The sequence below is a fragment of the Pseudomonas sp. NPDC087697 genome (assembly GCF_044743155.1).
Lineage (GTDB): Bacteria > Pseudomonadota > Gammaproteobacteria > Pseudomonadales > Pseudomonadaceae > Aquipseudomonas.
The window spans coordinates 1-16,297 of record NZ_JBIUVW010000007.1 but is presented as its reverse complement, the minus strand read 5'-3'; the positions used below and the strand labels follow the sequence as shown (position 1 = coordinate 16,297).

Sequence of the window (16,297 nt, the reverse complement as noted above, 5' to 3'; positions counted from 1 at the left end):
GGCGTGGCAAGGTAAAGATGCCGGTACAGACCTTACACAATATTTACTCAGACGCGTCGCAGATTCGCCAAAAAACGCTGTCTTAGAGATATCCCCGCGACTATCCTTGAATCTATTGAAGGCTCAAGCGCTGGGGCGAAAACACGAGGAATTATCATGATCCGCAAACTCCCTGTAATAGCCTTGCTGATCGGTGCATTTGCTGTCGCAGGACAGGCGCAAGCCCATGGCTACTATGATGGTCATGGCCATGGCGGCGGCTGGGGCTGGGGTGCGCCGCTCGCCGTTGGCGCTGTGTTGGGCGCCGTGGTAGCAGGATCAGTCGTCTCCAACTCGCAGCGTCCGGTTTACGTAGAGCAACCGGTCTACGTTCAGCCGCAGCCGGTTTACGTACAACAACCGGTCTACGTTCAGCCACAGCCGGTGTATGTCCAGCCACCGCCACCGGTCTACTACCGCCCTGCACCGGGGTATTACGTTCAGCCTCGTTACTGAGGCCCAGGCTGGTAATCACTGAAGGTGACATAACACAGGCCCCGCCTCGAAACGGGGCCTGTTTTCGTTCCACTATTTGAACAATGTCTGAATAAATCTCGCCAAGGTCGCTGCCGGGACAGTGACTGCGGTTAAATTTGACATGATTGATCCGACGAATGCCCTGGTTTCAGTGCTACAGCCGTCATATTTATGTCATGACAGTTCAGCAAGCTTTGAATTGTCCGTAATAAACGGTTCATAAAAACAAGGACGACCCCTATGCCCACGCAAAACCCGCACCGCATTGTTGGACTCTGTACCTCAAGCAAGGTCTATAACGCACTGACCGAGCTCAAACACCTGGAAGGCCATCGCAGCGCCAAGTTTCTCTCGCTGCTGGCCGAAAACCTGGTGCGCAAAGGCCTGCTCAATGATCATGAAGTGATGAACATGCTCGACCAGGTCGTCGACTGACAGCGGCAATTCGCCACGTTGTCGTCAATGTCCACTATCGAGCGTGTTGATTTTCCGTTGAACCGCCGGGTCAGTAAGGTAGCTCCATAGATTGATGGAGGTACTTATGCCCAAGGTTCAGATCATGTCCGTTATCGGCAGCGCCGTTCCCGCACCGCTCAGAGAGCTAGGATTGCTCGCCTGTTGGTATCTGGTTCAGGACGGCGTCGCGATCAGCGGCCCGCTCACTTCACTGCCTGCCGCCCAGGCCCTGTCGCAACGCATCGGTACCTACGCGCTGGGCGCTTAAGGCAACTGCACACGCGGCTTGGTTTCGATGTACAAGGCCCAACTCGACATGAACAGCGCGGCGATCAACGGCCCAATGACAAAACCATTGAGACCGAAGATCGCCAGACCGCCCAAGGTCGAAATCAGAACCAGGTAATCCGGCATCCTGGTGTCCTTGCCCACCAGGGTCGGCCGCAGCAGATTGTCCACCAGACCGATCACGAACACCCCGAACAAGCCCAGCACCACACCTTGCCAGATCGCACCGCTGAGAAAAAAGTAAGCGGTTACCGGCGCCCAGACAATCCCCGCCCCCACCGCTGGCAACAGCGACAGAAACGCCATTATCACCGCCCAGAGCAATGCGCTGGGAATGTCCAGAAACCAGAAAATCAAACCACCCAGCGCGCCTTGTGTGATCGCCATCAGCAAGTTGCCTTTGACCGTGGCTCGCACCACGCGATTGAACTTGAGCTGCAAGCGGCGCTTTTGGTGTTCCGCTAACGGCACGGCCGCGCGGACCTTGCGCGCCAGTTCGGCACCGTCGCGCAGAAAGAAGAACAACAGGTAGAGCATGATGAAAAAGCTCACAACGAACTCGAAAGTACCCTGACCGAAGCTGAACGCCTGACTGGCGAAAAACTCACTGCCCTGCATCGCGCTCTTGACGATTTTTTCGCGCAAGGCGTTCAGCTCTCCCATGCCAAAGCGGTCCAGCAGGTGCTGAAAGTACGGTGGCAGGCTGTGTTTGACCTGCGCCAGGTAGCCGGCGATGTCCAACTGGCCGCTCTCGATACTCTTGTAGAGGTTCGCCCCCTCCTGCACCAACAGGACGCTGGTAATGATCACCGGCAAAATGGCAATGACCAGACAAATGCTCAACGTGCAAAGTGCCGTCAGATTGCGGTGCCAGCCGAACTTCAATTGCAGCCGACGCTGCAAGGGCGCGAACACAATGCCGAGAATCACCGCCCAGAACACCGCACCGTAGAACGGCAGCAGAATCCAGATGAACGCGGCGGTCACCAGTACCAACAGCACCAGCAGTGATTTGTCTCGCACAACGGTTTGGTTCATGTCCGATCCCTGTCAGCAACACGCAGACACTGGCGGTCTTAGTCCGCCACGTCACGCCCGAGCGCTCTGCTTTGTTCATCAAGCATAGATCCAGATCAATAAACGCCCGCCGCGGCTGCTCTACCCTCGCGAACTTTTGCGATCGATGCCCTCATGACTCTCGCCATGCCTGAACTGCTCGCCCCTGCCGGCACCCTGAAAAACATGCGTTACGCCTTCGCCTACGGCGCCGATGCGGTCTACGCCGGCCAGCCGCGCTACAGCCTGCGCGTGCGCAACAACGAGTTCGATCATGCCAACCTGGCCCTCGGTATCCGTGAGGCCCAGGTCCAGGGCAAACGTTTCTATGTGGTGGTGAACATCGCCCCGCACAACGCCAAACTGAAAACCTTCCTCAAGGATCTCGAACCCGTCATCGCCATGGCTCCGGATGCGCTGATCATGTCCGACCCCGGCTTGATCATGCTGGTGCGCCGGCATTTCCCGCAGATGCCGATCCACCTCTCGGTGCAGGCGAACACGGTGAACTGGGCCAGCGTCGAGTTCTGGCAGCAGCAGGGCCTGAGCCGGATCATCCTGTCGCGGGAGCTGTCACTGGAAGAAATCGCCGAGATTCGCCAGCAAGTCCCCGCCATGGAGCTGGAAGTCTTCGTTCACGGCGCGCTGTGCATGGCCTATTCCGGGCGCTGCCTGCTATCGGGTTACATGAATAAGCGCGATGCCAATCAGGGCACCTGCACCAATGCCTGTCGCTGGAAGTACTCCGCGAAGCCAGCTACAGAAAACAGCGTAGGCGAGATCGTTCAGGCGTTTGTCCCGGAACCTGCGCTGGGAATCGGCGCACCGACCGATCAACTGTTTTTGCTACAGGAAGCCAACCGTCCCGATGAGCTGATGCCGGCCTTCGAAGACGAACACGGTACCTACATCATGAACGCCAAGGACCTGCGCGCCGTGCAGCATGTCGCTCGCTTGACGCAGATGGGCGTCCACTCGCTGAAGATCGAGGGCCGGACCAAATCGCACTTCTACTGCGCCCGAACCACTCAGGTTTATCGCCGAGCCATCGACGATGCCATGGCCGGCCGCGAGTTCGACCGTAGCTTGATGACCGACCTCGAATCCCTGGCCCAGCGTGGCTACACCGAAGGATTCCTGCGCCGGCATGTACATGACGAATACCAGAACTACCAGAACGGCAGCTCGGTGTCGGAGCGTCAGCAGTTCGTCGGTGAACTGACCGGTGAGCGCCGTGTTCGGCTGGCCGAGGTCAAGGTGAAAAACCGCTTTGGTTTGGGGGATCACATGGAGTTGATGACGCCCAAGGGCAACTTCCACTTTGACTTGCATCAGTTGCAGAACGCCAAAGGTGAGGCGGTTGAAGTGGCACCGGGGGATGGGCACACCGTGTATCTGCCGATTCCGGATGCGGTGGATTTGCGGTTCGGGTTGTTGATGCGGGATGTGACGGTGGTTTAGTCGCGATTAGCGGATATCCTCCCCGTAGCAGCTGCCGAGCCCGCGAGGCTGCGTTCGGCCGCGAAGCGGTCGTAAAATCAGGCAATGCGTTCTGTCAGACAAACCGTGTACACAGGATTTGCGACGGCTTCGCCCTCGAACGCAGCCTCGCGGGCTCGGCAGCTGCTACGGGAGTTCGGACAAAAATATCTTCAGATACGGAACTGCCCGACCAATTTGCCCAACCGCTGCCCCAAATCCGCCAGGCTGCGGGAGGTCTGCGCACCGAGCTGGGTTTCGTCGGCGACGCTGTCTACTGCCACGGCGATCTGATGCACGCTGCGGTTGATCTCTTCGGCCACAGCAGTTTGTTCTTCGGCGGCGCTGGCGATCTGCGCGTTCATCGAGTTGATGGTGCCGATCAACTGGGCCATGGTGTCCAGCGAAGCGCCAGCCTGGTTGGCCTGGATCGAGGTACCATCACCCGCCTCGCTGGAGCGGCGCATGGCGTCGACCGCCGACTGCGTGCCGGCCTGCAAGCGGTCGATCATGCCCTGAATTTCCTGAGTGCTTTGCTGAGTGCGGCTGGCCAGCGCGCGCACCTCATCGGCGACCACCGCAAAGCCACGCCCGGCCTCACCGGCGCGTGCGGCTTCGATGGCGGCGTTAAGCGCCAGCAAGTTGGTCTGATCGGCAATCGAACGGATCACCCCAAGCACGCTGACGATTGACGACACGTCCTGCTGCAAACTGTCGAGAGAAACCCCGCTGTTGCGAATATCTTTAACCAATGCATGGATCTGCGAAATGCTCCCGGCCACCACGCGCTTGGCCGCCTGGCCTTCTTCGTCGGTTTGCTGGGCCGCAACCGCAGCGCCCTGGGCGCTTTTCGCCACTTCCTGCGCTGCCGCCGACATCTCGTTGATCGCCGTGGCCACCTGATCGGTCTCGTGACGTTGGCGTTCCATGGCCTGATCCGAACGCTGGGCCTGATCGGAAACCTGATTGACCAACCCGGTCAGCTGCGACGTCATCTCGGTAATCTGCCGCACCAGGCTGTGGATCTTGTCGACAAAACGGTTGAACGAGCCGGCCAGCTCGCCCAGTTCGTCCTGGCTGGTGATTGCCAGCCGACGCGTCAGGTCCCCCTCACCCGCGGCGATGTCATCCAGGTTGGCTTTCATCAGGTGCAGCGGACGCAATATGGTGTTGGCCACAAACAGACCGACCGCAGCGATCACCAGCAACACCACCGCCGCGATGCCGACGATGCTCAGCACCACGCCTTCCATGCGATCGCGAACCTCGGCCTGGACCGCTGCGACCTGGGCTTCGACACCATCGAGATTCACCGAGGTCCCGATGGCCATGTCCCATTTAGGCAGGTATTCGGTGTAACCCAGTTTGGGCACCAGAACTTTACTGTCGCCAGGCAATGGCGAGCTGTATTGCAGGTAGTGCGTACCGTCCTTGGCGACTTTTACCAGGTCACGGTTGACGTACACACCGTTCGGATCGCGGTTGTCCTTGAAGCTCTGGCCGACGCCTTCCGGGCTGTTGGCCTTGAACAGGCGCACGGTGTTGGAATCGTAACCGAAGAAGTAACTGTCCTTGCCGTAGCTGATGCTCGACAGCAATTTGATCACTTGCGCACGGGCCGCCGCATCGCCGGGTGCCGCCGCGTCGTAGAGCGGTTTGATCGTGGTCATCGCCACCGCAACGTAACTCTGCAGGGTGGCCTTGGCATCGTTCATCAAACGCTGACGGGTTTCTTCGACTTCTTTACGGGCCTGTTCCTGCAAGATGAAGGCGGTGGTCAGACTGATCACCAGCGCAAAGAGCAAAACCGGGAGGACGGAGAGGGACAAGACTTTGGCTTTTAGGCTCAGGCGCATGTGTTGTTCACTCTGAATGGGCGGAGGGGGTATAACCGTTAACGGCACATAAACGCAAAACTGTAGGAGCAAGGCTTGCCCGCGATGGCGATCTCAAGGACGCCATCGCGAGCAAGCTTTGCTCCTACAGAGATAGGGGGTGCAGGGGGTGCAGCGGGGGGATCAGAGGACCATCGCCGCCACCCAGCCAAACGCCAGCAGCGGCAGGTTGTAGTGCAGGAACGTCGGGACCACGGTGTCCCAGATATGGTGATGCTGGCCGTCGATATTCAGACCGGAGGTCGGGCCCAGGGTCGAATCGGACGCTGGCGAACCGGCATCGCCCAAGGCACCGGCAGTACCGACGATGCAGACGATCGCCAACGGGCTGAAACCCAGTTGCACGCACAACGGCACGAAGATCGCTGCGAGAATCGGCACCGTGGAAAACGATGAACCGATACCCATGGTCACCAGCAGGCCGACCAGCAACATCAGCAGTGCGCCGATGCCTTTGCTGTGACCGATCCATGAGGTCGAGGCTTGCACCAGGGTTTGCACTTCGCCGGTGGCCTTCATGACCTCGGCGAAACCCGAGGCGGCGATCATGATGAAACCGATCATCGCCATCATCTTCATGCCTTCGGTGAACAGGTCGTCAGTCTCGCGCCAACGCACTACGCCCGACACCGAGAAGATCAGAAACCCGGCCAGTGCACCGATAATCATCGAGTCCAGCAGCAACTGAATGATGAACGCGGCGGCAATCGCCAGCCCCGCCACCATCAGGGTCAACGGGTTGTACTGCACCGAGACCTGCTCGACCCGCTCGATTTTCTCCAGGTCATACACGCGCTTTCTGCGGTAGCTGATGAACGCCATCAACAACCCGAACACCATGCCCAACGCCGGAATACCCATGGCATGCGTAACGTTGACGCCACTGATGTCCACTCCGCTCTTGCTGACGTTGGCCAGCAGGATTTCATTCAGGAAGATGTTGCCGAAACCCACCGGCAAGAACATGTACGGCGTGATCAGGCCAAAGGTCATGACACAGGCAATCAATCGGCGATCCAGTTGCAGCCTGGTCAGTACATAGAGAAGTGGTGGCACCAGCAGCGGAATGAAAGCGATGTGGATTGGCAGGATGTTCTGCGAGGCGATGGCCACCACCCAGAGCAAACCGATCAGCAGCCATTTGACCTGACCACCACCCGCAGCGTCCTGCCGGTCGACCAGCAGCAAGGCCTTGTCCGCCAAGGCGTGGGCCAGGCCGGATTTGGCAATAGCCACCGCAAAAGCGCCCAGCAAGGCGTAAGACAAGGCCACGGTCGCACCGCCACCCAGGCCACTGTTGAAAGCCTTGAGCGTTGCATCGATGCCCAGGCCGCCAGTCAAACCACCCACCACGGCGCCGACGATCAGCGCGATCACCACATGCACGCGGGACAGGCTGAGCACCAGCATGATGCCGACCGCGGCAATTACTGCATTAATCATCGTTACCTCAAAACACGGCGACGGCTAAAACCTTCGCGAACAGGATGAGTCCGCCCAGCCAGCTGCATGAGCCGACGGCGGATTGAAGAGAGGGTTTTATTAGAGGGCGCGCACTGTGCCGCAGCAGGCCCTGCTTGTCAAAACCAACACAGATCCCCGTAGCAGCTGGCGCAGCCTGCGTTCGGCGGCGAAGCCGTCGTAAACCCTGCCTGCACGGTATTCCTGAAACACCGCATCGAATGAATTCACGACTGCTGCGCACTCGAACGCAGGCTGCGCCAGCTGCTACGGGCTTAGTGTGATTTCTTATTTATTCGAATGGATAAAGAAAGGAGAAACGTGGCCGCTACAGTGCAAAGTCTCAGATATTTATCGAATAAAAGGACGTTTCCATGTCGCTCAGACAACTTTCCATTCAATGGAAGATCACCCTGCTCGCCGGGCTGTGCCTGGCCGGCATCGTGACTTTGCTGGTAGGTCTTTCGCTGTATCGCATGGAGCACAGTTCGGAGCTGGTAAAAGCTTCGAGCATGGAGATGCTCAACGAAGCGGCTCAAGCACGCATCGAGGCACAGGGTGAAGTTCAGGCGCTGGGGATTCGCCAGCAGTTCATGGACGCCTATCAATATGGCCACGGTTTCTCGCGTCAGGTGCTGTTCCTGCGTGAACAGGCCGAGAAGCGTTTCCTCGACGCCTTCGACCTGCGTGAAGACCTGACCCGTCAGGTCAAGTCGGCGCTGCAAGCCAACCCGCAATTGCTCGGCCTGTCGCTGGTATTTGAAGCCAACGCGCTGGACGGCAAGGACGAACTGTTCGTCGGCCAGAAAGAAATCGGCAGCAACGACAAGGGCCGCTTCGCCCTGTACTGGTCGCAACCGACCGCCGGCAAGCTGGACTTGATGTCGCTGCCGGAAAGCGACATGGCCGACACCAGCACCGGCCCAAGCGGCGAGCCGGCCAACGCCTGGTTCACCTGCCCGCGCACCACCCTCAAGCCGTGCGTGATCGAACCCTACTTTTATGTGATCGACGGTCAGAACGTGCTGATGACCAGCATCGTCTTCCCGTTGATGGTCGACGGTAAGGTCATCGCGTCGCTGTCGGTCGACATCAACCTCAACAGCCTGCAAGCGGTCAGCCAGCAAGCGAGCAAAAAGCTCTATGACGGCCAGACCAACGTCAGCATCCTCAGCCCGGTTGGCCTGCTCGCCGGTTACAGCCCCGACGCCAGCAAACTCAGCCAGCGCCTGGACAGCGTGGACAAGGACAGCGGTGCCGAGCTGATCCGCATGCTCGCCGCCAGCGCGCAGACCCAGAGCCTGCGCAGCAATCAACAACTCAAAGTGTTGTCGCCATTCCAGCCTATTCCCGGTGGCAAGTCGTGGGGCGTATTGCTCGACGTGCCGGAGAAAGTCCTGGTCGGTCCGGCCGAAGCCCTGAAGAAACAACTCGATGAACGCAACACCGCCGGCACCCTGATCGAGCTGAGCCTCGGCGTGCTGGCGGCCGTCATCGGTTTGTTGCTGGTGTGGCTGATGGCGCGCAGCGTGACCAAGCCGATTCTCGGCGTGGCGCACATGCTTGAAGACATCGCCAGCGGCGAAGGCGACCTGACCCGCCGCCTGGCCTACGACAAGCAAGACGAACTGGGACAATTGGCCGGCTGGTTCAACCGTTTCCTCGACAAGCTGCAACCGATCATTGCCGAAGTGAAACGCTCGGTGCAGGACGCGCGCAGCACGGCGGATCAATCGTCAGCCATCGCCACACAGACCAGCGCCGGCATGGAGCAGCAATACCGTCAGGTCGATCAGGTGGCCACCGCGTCCCACGAAATGAGCGCCACCGCCCAGGACGTCGCCCGCAGCGCCGCACAAGCGGCTCAAGCGGCACGCGATGCCGATCAGGCGACTCGTCAGGGCCTGACCGTGATCGACCGCACCACCGCCAGCATTGACAGCCTGGCGGCAGACATGAGCACGGCAATGACCCAGGTCGAAGGTCTGGCCGCCAACAGCGAGAAGATCGGTTCAGTGCTGGAAGTGATTCGCGCCATCGCCGAACAGACTAACTTGCTGGCACTGAACGCCGCCATCGAAGCGGCCCGTGCCGGTGAAGCCGGCCGTGGTTTTGCGGTGGTGGCCGATGAAGTTCGCAACCTGGCGCGCCGCACGCAAGAGTCGGTGGAAGAAACCCGTCTGGTGATCGAACAACTGCAAAGCGGCACGCAAGACGTGGTTGGCTCAATGAGCAACAGCCATCGCCAGGCCCAGGGCAGCGTCGAGCAAGTCAGCCAGGCGGTCACCGCCCTGCGGCAGATCGGCGACGCAGTGACGGTGATTACCGACATGAACCTGCAAATCGCCAGCGCTGCCGAAGAGCAGAGCGCGGTGGCCGAGGAGATCAACAGCAACGTGGCGACTATTCGTGACGTAACGGAATCGCTGTCGGGGCAGGCCAATGAATCGGCGCGGGTCAGCCAGTCGCTCAATAGTCTGGCGAATCAGCAGCAGAGTTTGATGGATCAGTTCAAGGTTTGATGTAGCAGGTTCATGTGGGAGCGGGCTTGCTCGCGAAGACTGCGGCGCATTCAACATCTCGTTGACTGTCTGACCGCTTTCGCGAGCAAGCCCGCTCCCACAGGTGAATCGGCGTGCTTCAGACTGGTGTCAACGCTTAGGCAACTCCACCACGACCTTCAACCCGCCCCACTCGCTCTCCTGCAACACCAACTCCCCGCACCACGCCTCGACGATATCGCGCACGATGCCCAATCCCAGACCATGCCCGTCAGTCTGCTCATCCAGGCGCGCACCGCGGCTGAACACCTGATCACGCTGCGCTTCGGGAATCCCCGGCCCATCGTCTTCCACGGCCAGCACAAACCCTCCAACCGTCTCGACGATGCTCAAGCGAACCTCGGCGTCCGCCCATTTGCAGGCGTTGTCCAGCAGGTTGCCGAGCAGCTCCAACACGTCCTCACGATCCCAAGGCAAGTGCAAACCGGCCGGCGCGATGTAGCTCAGATGCAGGTGCTCGCCGTGGATCATGTTCAAGGTCGCCAGCAACCCCGGCAGCTCGGCAGCGCAATCGAACTGCGCACCGGGCAAGGCATCACCCGCCAGGCGCGCGCGGTTGAGTTCGCGATTGAGTCGCTGCTGAACCTGTTCGAGTTGCTCCTGAAGCATCCTGCGCAGTTCGGGATGAGCGTCGAGTTTTTCGCTCGACGCCAAACTCAACAGCACAGCCAGCGGCGTCTTCAACGCATGCCCGAGGTTGCCCAGGGCATTGCGCGAACGCTTGAGGCTGTCTTCGGTGTGCGCCAGCAAATGGTTGATCTGCGCCACCAAAGGCTCCAGCTCCAGCGGCACTTGAGCGTCCAGTTGCGAACGTTGCCCCTGTTGCAACTGAGCGATCTGCTCGCGGGCATTTTCCAGCGGTCGCAAGGCGCGTCGCACGGTGACGCGCTGCAACACCAGAATCAGCAGCAAACCGGTCAACCCCAACCCAAGTCCGATCTGGCGCATGCGCTGGAAGCTCTCGCGCACCGGGGTGTAGTCCTGCGCCACGCTGATAGAGATCGACTGCCCCAACCGCCGGTAGTCCGAGCGCAAGACCAGCAATTGTTGGCCTTCGGGCCCCAGTTGAAGGTTGCTGTGCAGCCCGGGATGATCGAGCAACGGTAATTCCTGATCCCACAACGAACGAGAGCGCCAGTGGCTGTCGGCGAAGTCGATATGGAAATAATGCCCGGAGAACGGGCGCTGATAGGCCGGTGACAGACGTCGTTCGTCCAGCTGCAAACCCTGCGGACCACGCACCAACGCCATCAGCAAGTTTTCACTGTCGTTGCGCAACCCGGATTCCAGATACCGCTGCAAACCCATTTCGAACAACCACAGACTGGTTTGCGCCAGCACCAGACCCACGATCACCATGACGCTGATCAGCCCCAGGCTCAAACGACGCTGAATCGACCTCACTGAGCGTATCCACCGAACCGGTAACCCTGACCGCGCCGGGTTTCGATCACACTGCGGCCGAGTTTGCGGCGCAGGTGGTTGACGTGAACTTCCAGCACATTCGAGTCGCGCTCGGTTTCACCGTCGTAAAGGTGTTCGGCGAGGTGGCTTTTGGAAAGGATCATCTGCGGGTGCAGCATGAAATAGCGCAACAGGCGAAACTCGGCAGCGGTCAGCTGAATGTCGGCACCGTCACGAATCACGCATTGACGCCCCTCGTCCAGCAGCAACCCGGCAGCCTTGAGCGTCGGTTGATTGACCTGGCCATGGGAACGCCGCAGCAGCGCTTGAATCCGCAGGTGCAATTCTTCCGGGTGAAACGGTTTGCTCAGGTAGTCGTCGGCACCGGCCTTGAGCCCTTCGATACGCTCGGCCCAGGAGTCGCGCGCGGTCAGCACCAACACCGGCGTGGCCAGGCCAGCGGCACGCCATTGGCTGAGCACCTCCAGTCCCGGCAAGCCTGGCAGCCCCAGATCGAGGATGATCAGGTCGTAGGGTTCGCTGCCGCCCTGATACACCGCATCGCGGCCATCGGCCAGCCAGTCCACCGCGTAACCCTGACGGTTGAGCCCGGCCATCAATTCGTCGGCCAGCGGTACGTGGTCTTCCACCAGAAGCAGGCGCATCAGTCATCTTCCTTGTCTTTGATCAAGCGCCCGGTGGCGGCTTCCAGGTCCAGATCACGCACCACGCCGTCGGCGGTCAGCAACTCGACTTCGTAGATGTAAACGTCGTGCTTTTTTTCCAGCCCGGCTTCCAGCAGTTTAGCGCCAGGGTAACGGTCCATCGCCCGCTGCAATAGCTGCTCAAGCGGTAGAATCACCCCTTGCTGACGCAGGCGCAGGGCTTCGTCCTGATCCAGGTCGCGGGCCAGCACCACCGAGCAAAGTGCCAGAAGTGTCAGGGTCGCCAGACCATAAGCGCGCAGATTAACCTTCATTACGTATCCTGAGCATGGAGTGCCTGCGTATTCTTCATGGATTCCCCGGGGAGTCACCCTAGCCACATGAACTTAACTGAAACTGAATTGCCATCATTGGTGCGTTTACACTCCCCTCCTGTGTACACAAATCCGGCAAATACATTGAGACCGGTATGACCGCCATCCACATCAAATTCCCCGCCCTGACCCTCAAGGCCGGCCCACGGGCCTTTACGCGGATTCGCGATAATGGTTTGAACGCCTTGGATGTCGGCACGCTGCCCGGTGCCGCCGGTGGACCGAAAGCCCTGGGGATTCAAGGTCTGGACCTGGCGCTGTTCGGCGAATGGCTACCGGCCGCACCGCGCGAGCGCTCGTTGATCGGCGCTTCGGTCGGTTCCTGGCGCTTCGCCAGTGCCTGCTTGCCGGACGCTGCCGAAGGCATCAGACGTCTCGGTGAGCTGTACAACGCCCAGAGTTTTTCCAAGGGCGTGACCATGGCGCAGATCAGCCAGAGCTCGCAGCGCATGCTGCATGACTTGCTCGACGGCCGCGATGCGCTTCTGCTCGGCAACCCGCTCTATCGGCTGAACATCATGATTGTGAAAAGCCACGGCCTGCTCGCCGACGACCATCGCGGGCGGCTCGGGCTGGGCCTGTCATCGGTGATCGCCGACAACCTGCGTGGGCGTTCACGGTTGTCGCGGCACTTTGAACGGCTGATCGTCCATGACCCTCGGCTGGCACCACCGCTCAACGCACTGAACGACTTCCCGTCGCGTTTCGTCCCGCTGAACGCCGGTAACTTGCGTCAGGCGTTGCTCGCGTCGGGTTCGATCCCGATGGTCATGGAAGGCGTGCGCGACCTGCCCGGCGCAGGTGCCGGGACTTACCGCGATGGCGGCTTGCTGGATTACCACCTCGACTTGCCCTACAGCGGGGATGACATCGTGCTCTACCCGCACTTCACCGATCGGGTGATTCCCGGCTGGTTCGACAAAACCCTGCCGTGGCGGCGCGGCAATCCGGGGCGTTTGCAGGACGTGCTGCTGGTGGCGCCGTCGAAGGCGTATTTATCGCGCCTGCCTTACGGCAAGTTGCCCGACCGGAACGATTTCAAGCGTTTCATGGCTGACCCGGCCAGCCGTCAGAAATACTGGAAAACCGCCATGGACGAGAGCCAGCGGCTGGGTGACGAGTTCCTCGAACTCACTGCCAGCGGGCGTTTGGGCGATCAGCTGTTGACCCTTTAGTCAGTGTTTTCCCGCAACCCGGAACCCAAGCTGTTAAACTCGCGATCTGCCCCATCGCCGCTGGCGATAGCCACCTGACAGAGCTCAAACCACTGTGGAAATCTTCAAAGAATTTACCTTCGAGTCCGCCCACCGCCTGCCCCACGTCCCGGAAGGCCACAAGTGCGGCCGCCTGCACGGTCACTCGTTCAAAGTGGCGATTCACCTGAGCGGCGACCTCGATCCACACACCGGCTGGATCCGCGACTTCTCGGAAATCAAGGAGATCTTCAAGCCGCTGTATGAGCGTTTGGATCATAACTATCTGAACGACATTCCTGGTTTGGAGAATCCGACCAGTGAAGTGCTGGCCAAATTCATCTGGAAGGAGTTGAAGCCTCTGCTGCCGGAACTCAGTGCGATCCGCATCCACGAGACCTGCACCAGCGGTTGCATCTACCACGGCGAATAAGCCTGGGAATCAAAAAACCACCGAGACCGGTGGTTTTTTTACGCCTATGCTTTTTGACTCGCACACGCCAAAAGGACAGGCCAATGACTGACTGGCCGCTGGATCAGGAATACCGTTTCAACGGGCAACGGGTTCGCTACGCCATTGTGGGTGACGGCCCACCGCTGGTGTTCGTGCATGGCACGCCCTTCTCTTCGTATGTCTGGCACCGGATCGCGCCGTACTTCACGACGACTCACCGCGTGCACTACTTCGATCTACTGGGTTATGGCCAGTCCGAGCAAAGCGACAGCGATGTGTCTTTGGGCGTACAAAACGAACTGCTGTCGCAATTGCTGGAGCATTGGGGTCTGGAACGGCCAGATGTGGTGGCCCACGATTTCGGCGGAGCTACCGTCCTGCGCACCCATCTGTTGAACGGCAAGGATTACCGCAGTCTGACGCTGATCGACCCGGTGGCGCTGACACCCTGGGGTTCGCCGTTCGTGCAACACGTGCGTCAGCATGAGGCCGCGTTCGGCGGTCTGCCTGATTACATCCAGCGGGCCATCGTGCCGACTTATATTCGCGGTGCGATCAAGCGGGAGATTCCCGATCACGAGCTGGCGCCCTACGTGCAGCCGTGGCTGGGGGAGCCGGGGCAAGGGGCGTTCTATCGGCAGATCGCGCAGATGGATGAACGCTATACCCGTGAGGTTGAAGGGCTGTACCCGACGATACGCTGCCCGGTGCAGATTCTTTGGGGTGAGGACGATCAGTGGATTCCCATCGAGCGCGGGCGGGCCTTGCATCGGATGATTCCGGAGTCGCAGTTTCACGCCATCCCCAATGCAGGGCATTTGGTTCAGGAAGATGCGCCGGAGGCAATTGTCGCGGCGGTGTTGCGGTTTTTGCCGATACACGAATCACCCTGAAAAAACTGGCCCGCCTGAGCGCTTATGCGGTCGGTACGGTCGCTGCGTTCCGTTCGCCATGGGTCGCACCGCTGGTAGGGATTGCCGCTGCCGCGCTAACGTATGCGTTATTGACCGGCGTACTGAGTGCCCGTACCGCCAACGCCCCCCTACAAGATCTATAAAGGGATTCGCCTGATGCACATCATCAACGCCCGCCTGCGCAACCGTGAAGGCCTGCATGAGTTGCACCTGGAAAACGGCCTGATCGCCAATATTGCCCGTCAAACCGAAGCCCCGACCCTGGGGCCTGAGGACCTCGACGCCGGTGGCAATCTCGTCGTGCCGCCCTTCGTCGAACCACACATTCATCTCGACGCGACGCTGACCGCCGGTGAACCGCGCTGGAACATGAGCGGCACGCTGTTCGAAGGCATCGAATGCTGGGGCGAACGCAAAGCGACCATCACTGCCGAAGACACCAAAGCCCGCGCCAAAAAGACCATCAACGCCCTCGCCGCCCACGGTATCCAGCATGTGCGCACCCACGTCGACGTTACCGATCCTGCGCTGACCGCACTCAAGGCGATGCTTGAAGTGCGCGAAGAGAGTCGACACCTGATCGACCTGCAAATCGTCGCCTTCCCCCAGGAAGGCATCGAGTCCTACCGCAACGGCCGCGATTTGATGGAGGAAGCCATTCTCCTGGGCGCCGATGTGGTCGGCGGGATTCCGCATTTCGAGTACACCCGCGATCAAGGTGTCAGCTCGGTGAAGTTCCTGATGGACCTGGCCGAGCGCACCGGTTGCCTGGTGGACGTGCATTGCGACGAAACCGACGACCCGCATTCACGCTTTCTTGAAGTGCTGGCCGAAGAAGCCCGCAGCCGCGACATGGGTTCACGGGTGACCGCCAGCCACACCACGGCCATGGGCTCCTACGACAACGCCTACTGCGCCAAGCTCTTTCGCCTGCTCGGGCACTCGGGAATCAGTTTTGTTTCCTGCCCGACCGAGAGCATTCACCTGCAAGGGCGCTTCGACAATTTTCCGAAGCGCCGTGGCGTCACCCGCGTCAACGAGTTGCTGGAAGCCGGGATGAACGTGTGTTTCGGTCAGGATTCGATCGTCGACCCGTGGTATCCGCTGGGCAACGGCAACATCCTGCGGGTACTCGAAGCCGGCCTGCACATCTGCCACATGCTCGGTTACCGCAACCTGCAAACCGCGCTGGATCTGGTCACCGACAACAGCGCCAAGGCCATGGCCCTGGGTGACCGCTATGGACTGGAGCCGGGGCGTCCGGCCAACTTGCTGATTCTCTCGGCGGACAGCGATTACGAGGTGATCCGCAGCCAGGGCTTGCCGCTGTACTCGATTCGGGGCGGTAAAGTGCTGATGAAGCGGCAGATGCCGGTGGTGGAGCTTTTCGGCTGAGCGGGCTGACGCCATCGCGGGCAAGCCTTGCTCCTACAGGTTTGGGGTTGATCGCACCTTTAGACACGACACAAAACCGTAGGAGCAAGGCTGTTGTGGTCGAATATTTTTGGACCATGATGTAGGAGCGTCGATTTAAGGAAGCATCATGGGATATCGGGTTGTTACGTCTGAGGAAAAAGCGGA

15 protein-coding genes and 3 pseudogenes are annotated in these 16,297 nt (G+C 59.9%); 11 read left to right on the top strand and 7 right to left on the bottom strand.

Annotation, left to right across the window (positions count from 1 at the left end; genetic code table 11):
- Positions 1 to 156: 156 nt before the first annotated feature.
- The 3 genes from ACIPIN_RS07415 (at position 157) to ACIPIN_RS07405 (ending at position 1,240) form a co-directional block, all read left to right on the top strand.
- Entirely contained in the window at positions 157 to 495 is a 339-nt protein-coding gene (locus tag ACIPIN_RS07415; RefSeq protein ID WP_401117100.1) for a hypothetical protein, read from the top strand.
- A 261-nt stretch (positions 496 to 756) separates the two neighbouring features.
- A complete protein-coding gene (locus tag ACIPIN_RS07410; RefSeq protein ID WP_054596479.1) occupies positions 757 to 951 on the top strand; it encodes a hypothetical protein in 195 nt (64 codons plus the stop codon).
- A 106-nt stretch (positions 952 to 1,057) separates the two neighbouring features.
- The gene (locus tag ACIPIN_RS07405) at positions 1,058 to 1,240 is read left to right on the top strand and encodes a hypothetical protein (RefSeq protein ID WP_019692817.1); all 183 of its coding nucleotides are present in this window, start codon (positions 1,058 to 1,060) and stop codon (positions 1,238 to 1,240) included.
- Here the strand turns inward: ACIPIN_RS07405 and ACIPIN_RS07400 are convergent.
- Positions 1,237 to 2,298 (bottom strand): AI-2E family transporter, encoded by a 1,062-nt coding sequence (locus tag ACIPIN_RS07400; protein WP_401117098.1) that lies wholly within the window; start codon positions 2,296 to 2,298, stop codon positions 1,237 to 1,239. The genes ACIPIN_RS07405 and ACIPIN_RS07400 overlap by 4 nt on opposite strands.
- Before the next feature lie 153 nt (positions 2,299 to 2,451).
- Here ACIPIN_RS07400 and yegQ point away from each other — a divergent pair, with 153 nt between their 5' ends.
- Entirely contained in the window at positions 2,452 to 3,777 is a 1,326-nt protein-coding gene (yegQ, locus tag ACIPIN_RS07395; protein WP_401117096.1) for a tRNA 5-hydroxyuridine modification protein YegQ, read from the top strand.
- A 191-nt stretch (positions 3,778 to 3,968) separates the two neighbouring features.
- Here the strand turns inward: yegQ and ACIPIN_RS07390 are convergent, their stop codons facing one another.
- From ACIPIN_RS07390 to ACIPIN_RS07380, 3 genes and pseudogenes are all read right to left on the bottom strand, one after another.
- Positions 3,969 to 4,724 (bottom strand): methyl-accepting chemotaxis protein, encoded by a 756-nt coding sequence (locus ACIPIN_RS07390; RefSeq protein ID WP_401117350.1) that lies wholly within the window; start codon positions 4,722 to 4,724, stop codon positions 3,969 to 3,971.
- Between the two features lie 102 nt (positions 4,725 to 4,826).
- Positions 4,827 to 5,651 (bottom strand): annotated as a pseudogene (locus tag ACIPIN_RS07385) (cache domain-containing protein); the annotation flags it as partial.
- Positions 5,652 to 5,813: 162 nt separating this feature from the next.
- On the bottom strand, positions 5,814 to 7,130 hold the full coding sequence (locus ACIPIN_RS07380; protein WP_401117348.1) for a Na+/H+ antiporter family protein: 1,317 nt from the start codon (positions 7,128 to 7,130) through the stop codon (positions 5,814 to 5,816).
- A 395-nt stretch (positions 7,131 to 7,525) separates the two neighbouring features.
- Here ACIPIN_RS07380 and ACIPIN_RS07375 point away from each other — a divergent pair.
- Both ACIPIN_RS07375 and ACIPIN_RS07370 read left to right on the top strand, forming a co-directional pair.
- A pseudogene (locus ACIPIN_RS07375) lies at positions 7,526 to 8,815 on the top strand (HAMP domain-containing protein); the annotation flags it as partial.
- 102 nt (positions 8,816 to 8,917) lie between these two features.
- Positions 8,918 to 9,673 (top strand): methyl-accepting chemotaxis protein, encoded by a 756-nt coding sequence (locus ACIPIN_RS07370; protein WP_401117346.1) that lies wholly within the window; start codon positions 8,918 to 8,920, stop codon positions 9,671 to 9,673.
- A gap of 129 nt (positions 9,674 to 9,802) precedes the next feature.
- Here ACIPIN_RS07370 and ACIPIN_RS07365 read toward each other — a convergent pair whose 3' ends face one another.
- Genes ACIPIN_RS07365 through ACIPIN_RS07355 form a run of 3 tightly spaced genes read right to left on the bottom strand, consistent with a single transcriptional unit; the run spans position 9,803 to position 12,095 of the window.
- A complete protein-coding gene (locus ACIPIN_RS07365; protein ID WP_401117094.1) occupies positions 9,803 to 11,116 on the bottom strand; it encodes a sensor histidine kinase in 1,314 nt (437 codons plus the stop codon).
- Entirely contained in the window at positions 11,113 to 11,781 is a 669-nt protein-coding gene (locus ACIPIN_RS07360; RefSeq protein WP_401117092.1) for a response regulator transcription factor, read from the bottom strand. Before ACIPIN_RS07360 ends, ACIPIN_RS07365 begins: the two co-directional genes overlap by 4 nt.
- Complete coding sequence (locus ACIPIN_RS07355; protein WP_401117090.1) at positions 11,781 to 12,095, bottom strand: PepSY domain-containing protein; 315 nt, start codon at positions 12,093 to 12,095, stop codon at positions 11,781 to 11,783. Before ACIPIN_RS07355 ends, ACIPIN_RS07360 begins: the two co-directional genes overlap by 1 nt.
- Before the next feature lie 155 nt (positions 12,096 to 12,250).
- Here ACIPIN_RS07355 and ACIPIN_RS07350 point away from each other — a divergent pair, with 155 nt between their 5' ends.
- The 5 genes and pseudogenes from ACIPIN_RS07350 to codA all read left to right on the top strand — a co-directional run bounded on the left by ACIPIN_RS07350 (position 12,251) and on the right by codA (position 16,111).
- Complete coding sequence (locus tag ACIPIN_RS07350) at positions 12,251 to 13,330, top strand: patatin-like phospholipase family protein (protein ID WP_401117088.1); 1,080 nt, start codon at positions 12,251 to 12,253, stop codon at positions 13,328 to 13,330.
- A gap of 94 nt (positions 13,331 to 13,424) precedes the next feature.
- Positions 13,425 to 13,781, top strand: a complete 357-nt coding sequence (gene queD, locus ACIPIN_RS07345; protein ID WP_401117086.1) for a 6-carboxytetrahydropterin synthase QueD — start codon at positions 13,425 to 13,427, stop codon at positions 13,779 to 13,781.
- 83 nt (positions 13,782 to 13,864) lie between these two features.
- Positions 13,865 to 14,695: an alpha/beta fold hydrolase gene (locus ACIPIN_RS07340; RefSeq protein ID WP_401117084.1), complete on the top strand. Its 831-nt coding sequence runs from the start codon at positions 13,865 to 13,867 to the stop codon at positions 14,693 to 14,695.
- 14 nt (positions 14,696 to 14,709) lie between these two features.
- Positions 14,710 to 14,859: pseudogene (locus tag ACIPIN_RS07335) on the top strand (cytosine permease); the annotation flags it as partial.
- Between the two features lie 13 nt (positions 14,860 to 14,872).
- The gene (gene codA / locus ACIPIN_RS07330; protein WP_401117082.1) at positions 14,873 to 16,111 is read left to right on the top strand and encodes a cytosine deaminase; all 1,239 of its coding nucleotides are present in this window, start codon (positions 14,873 to 14,875) and stop codon (positions 16,109 to 16,111) included.
- The last annotated feature ends 186 nt before the right edge of the window (positions 16,112 to 16,297 follow it).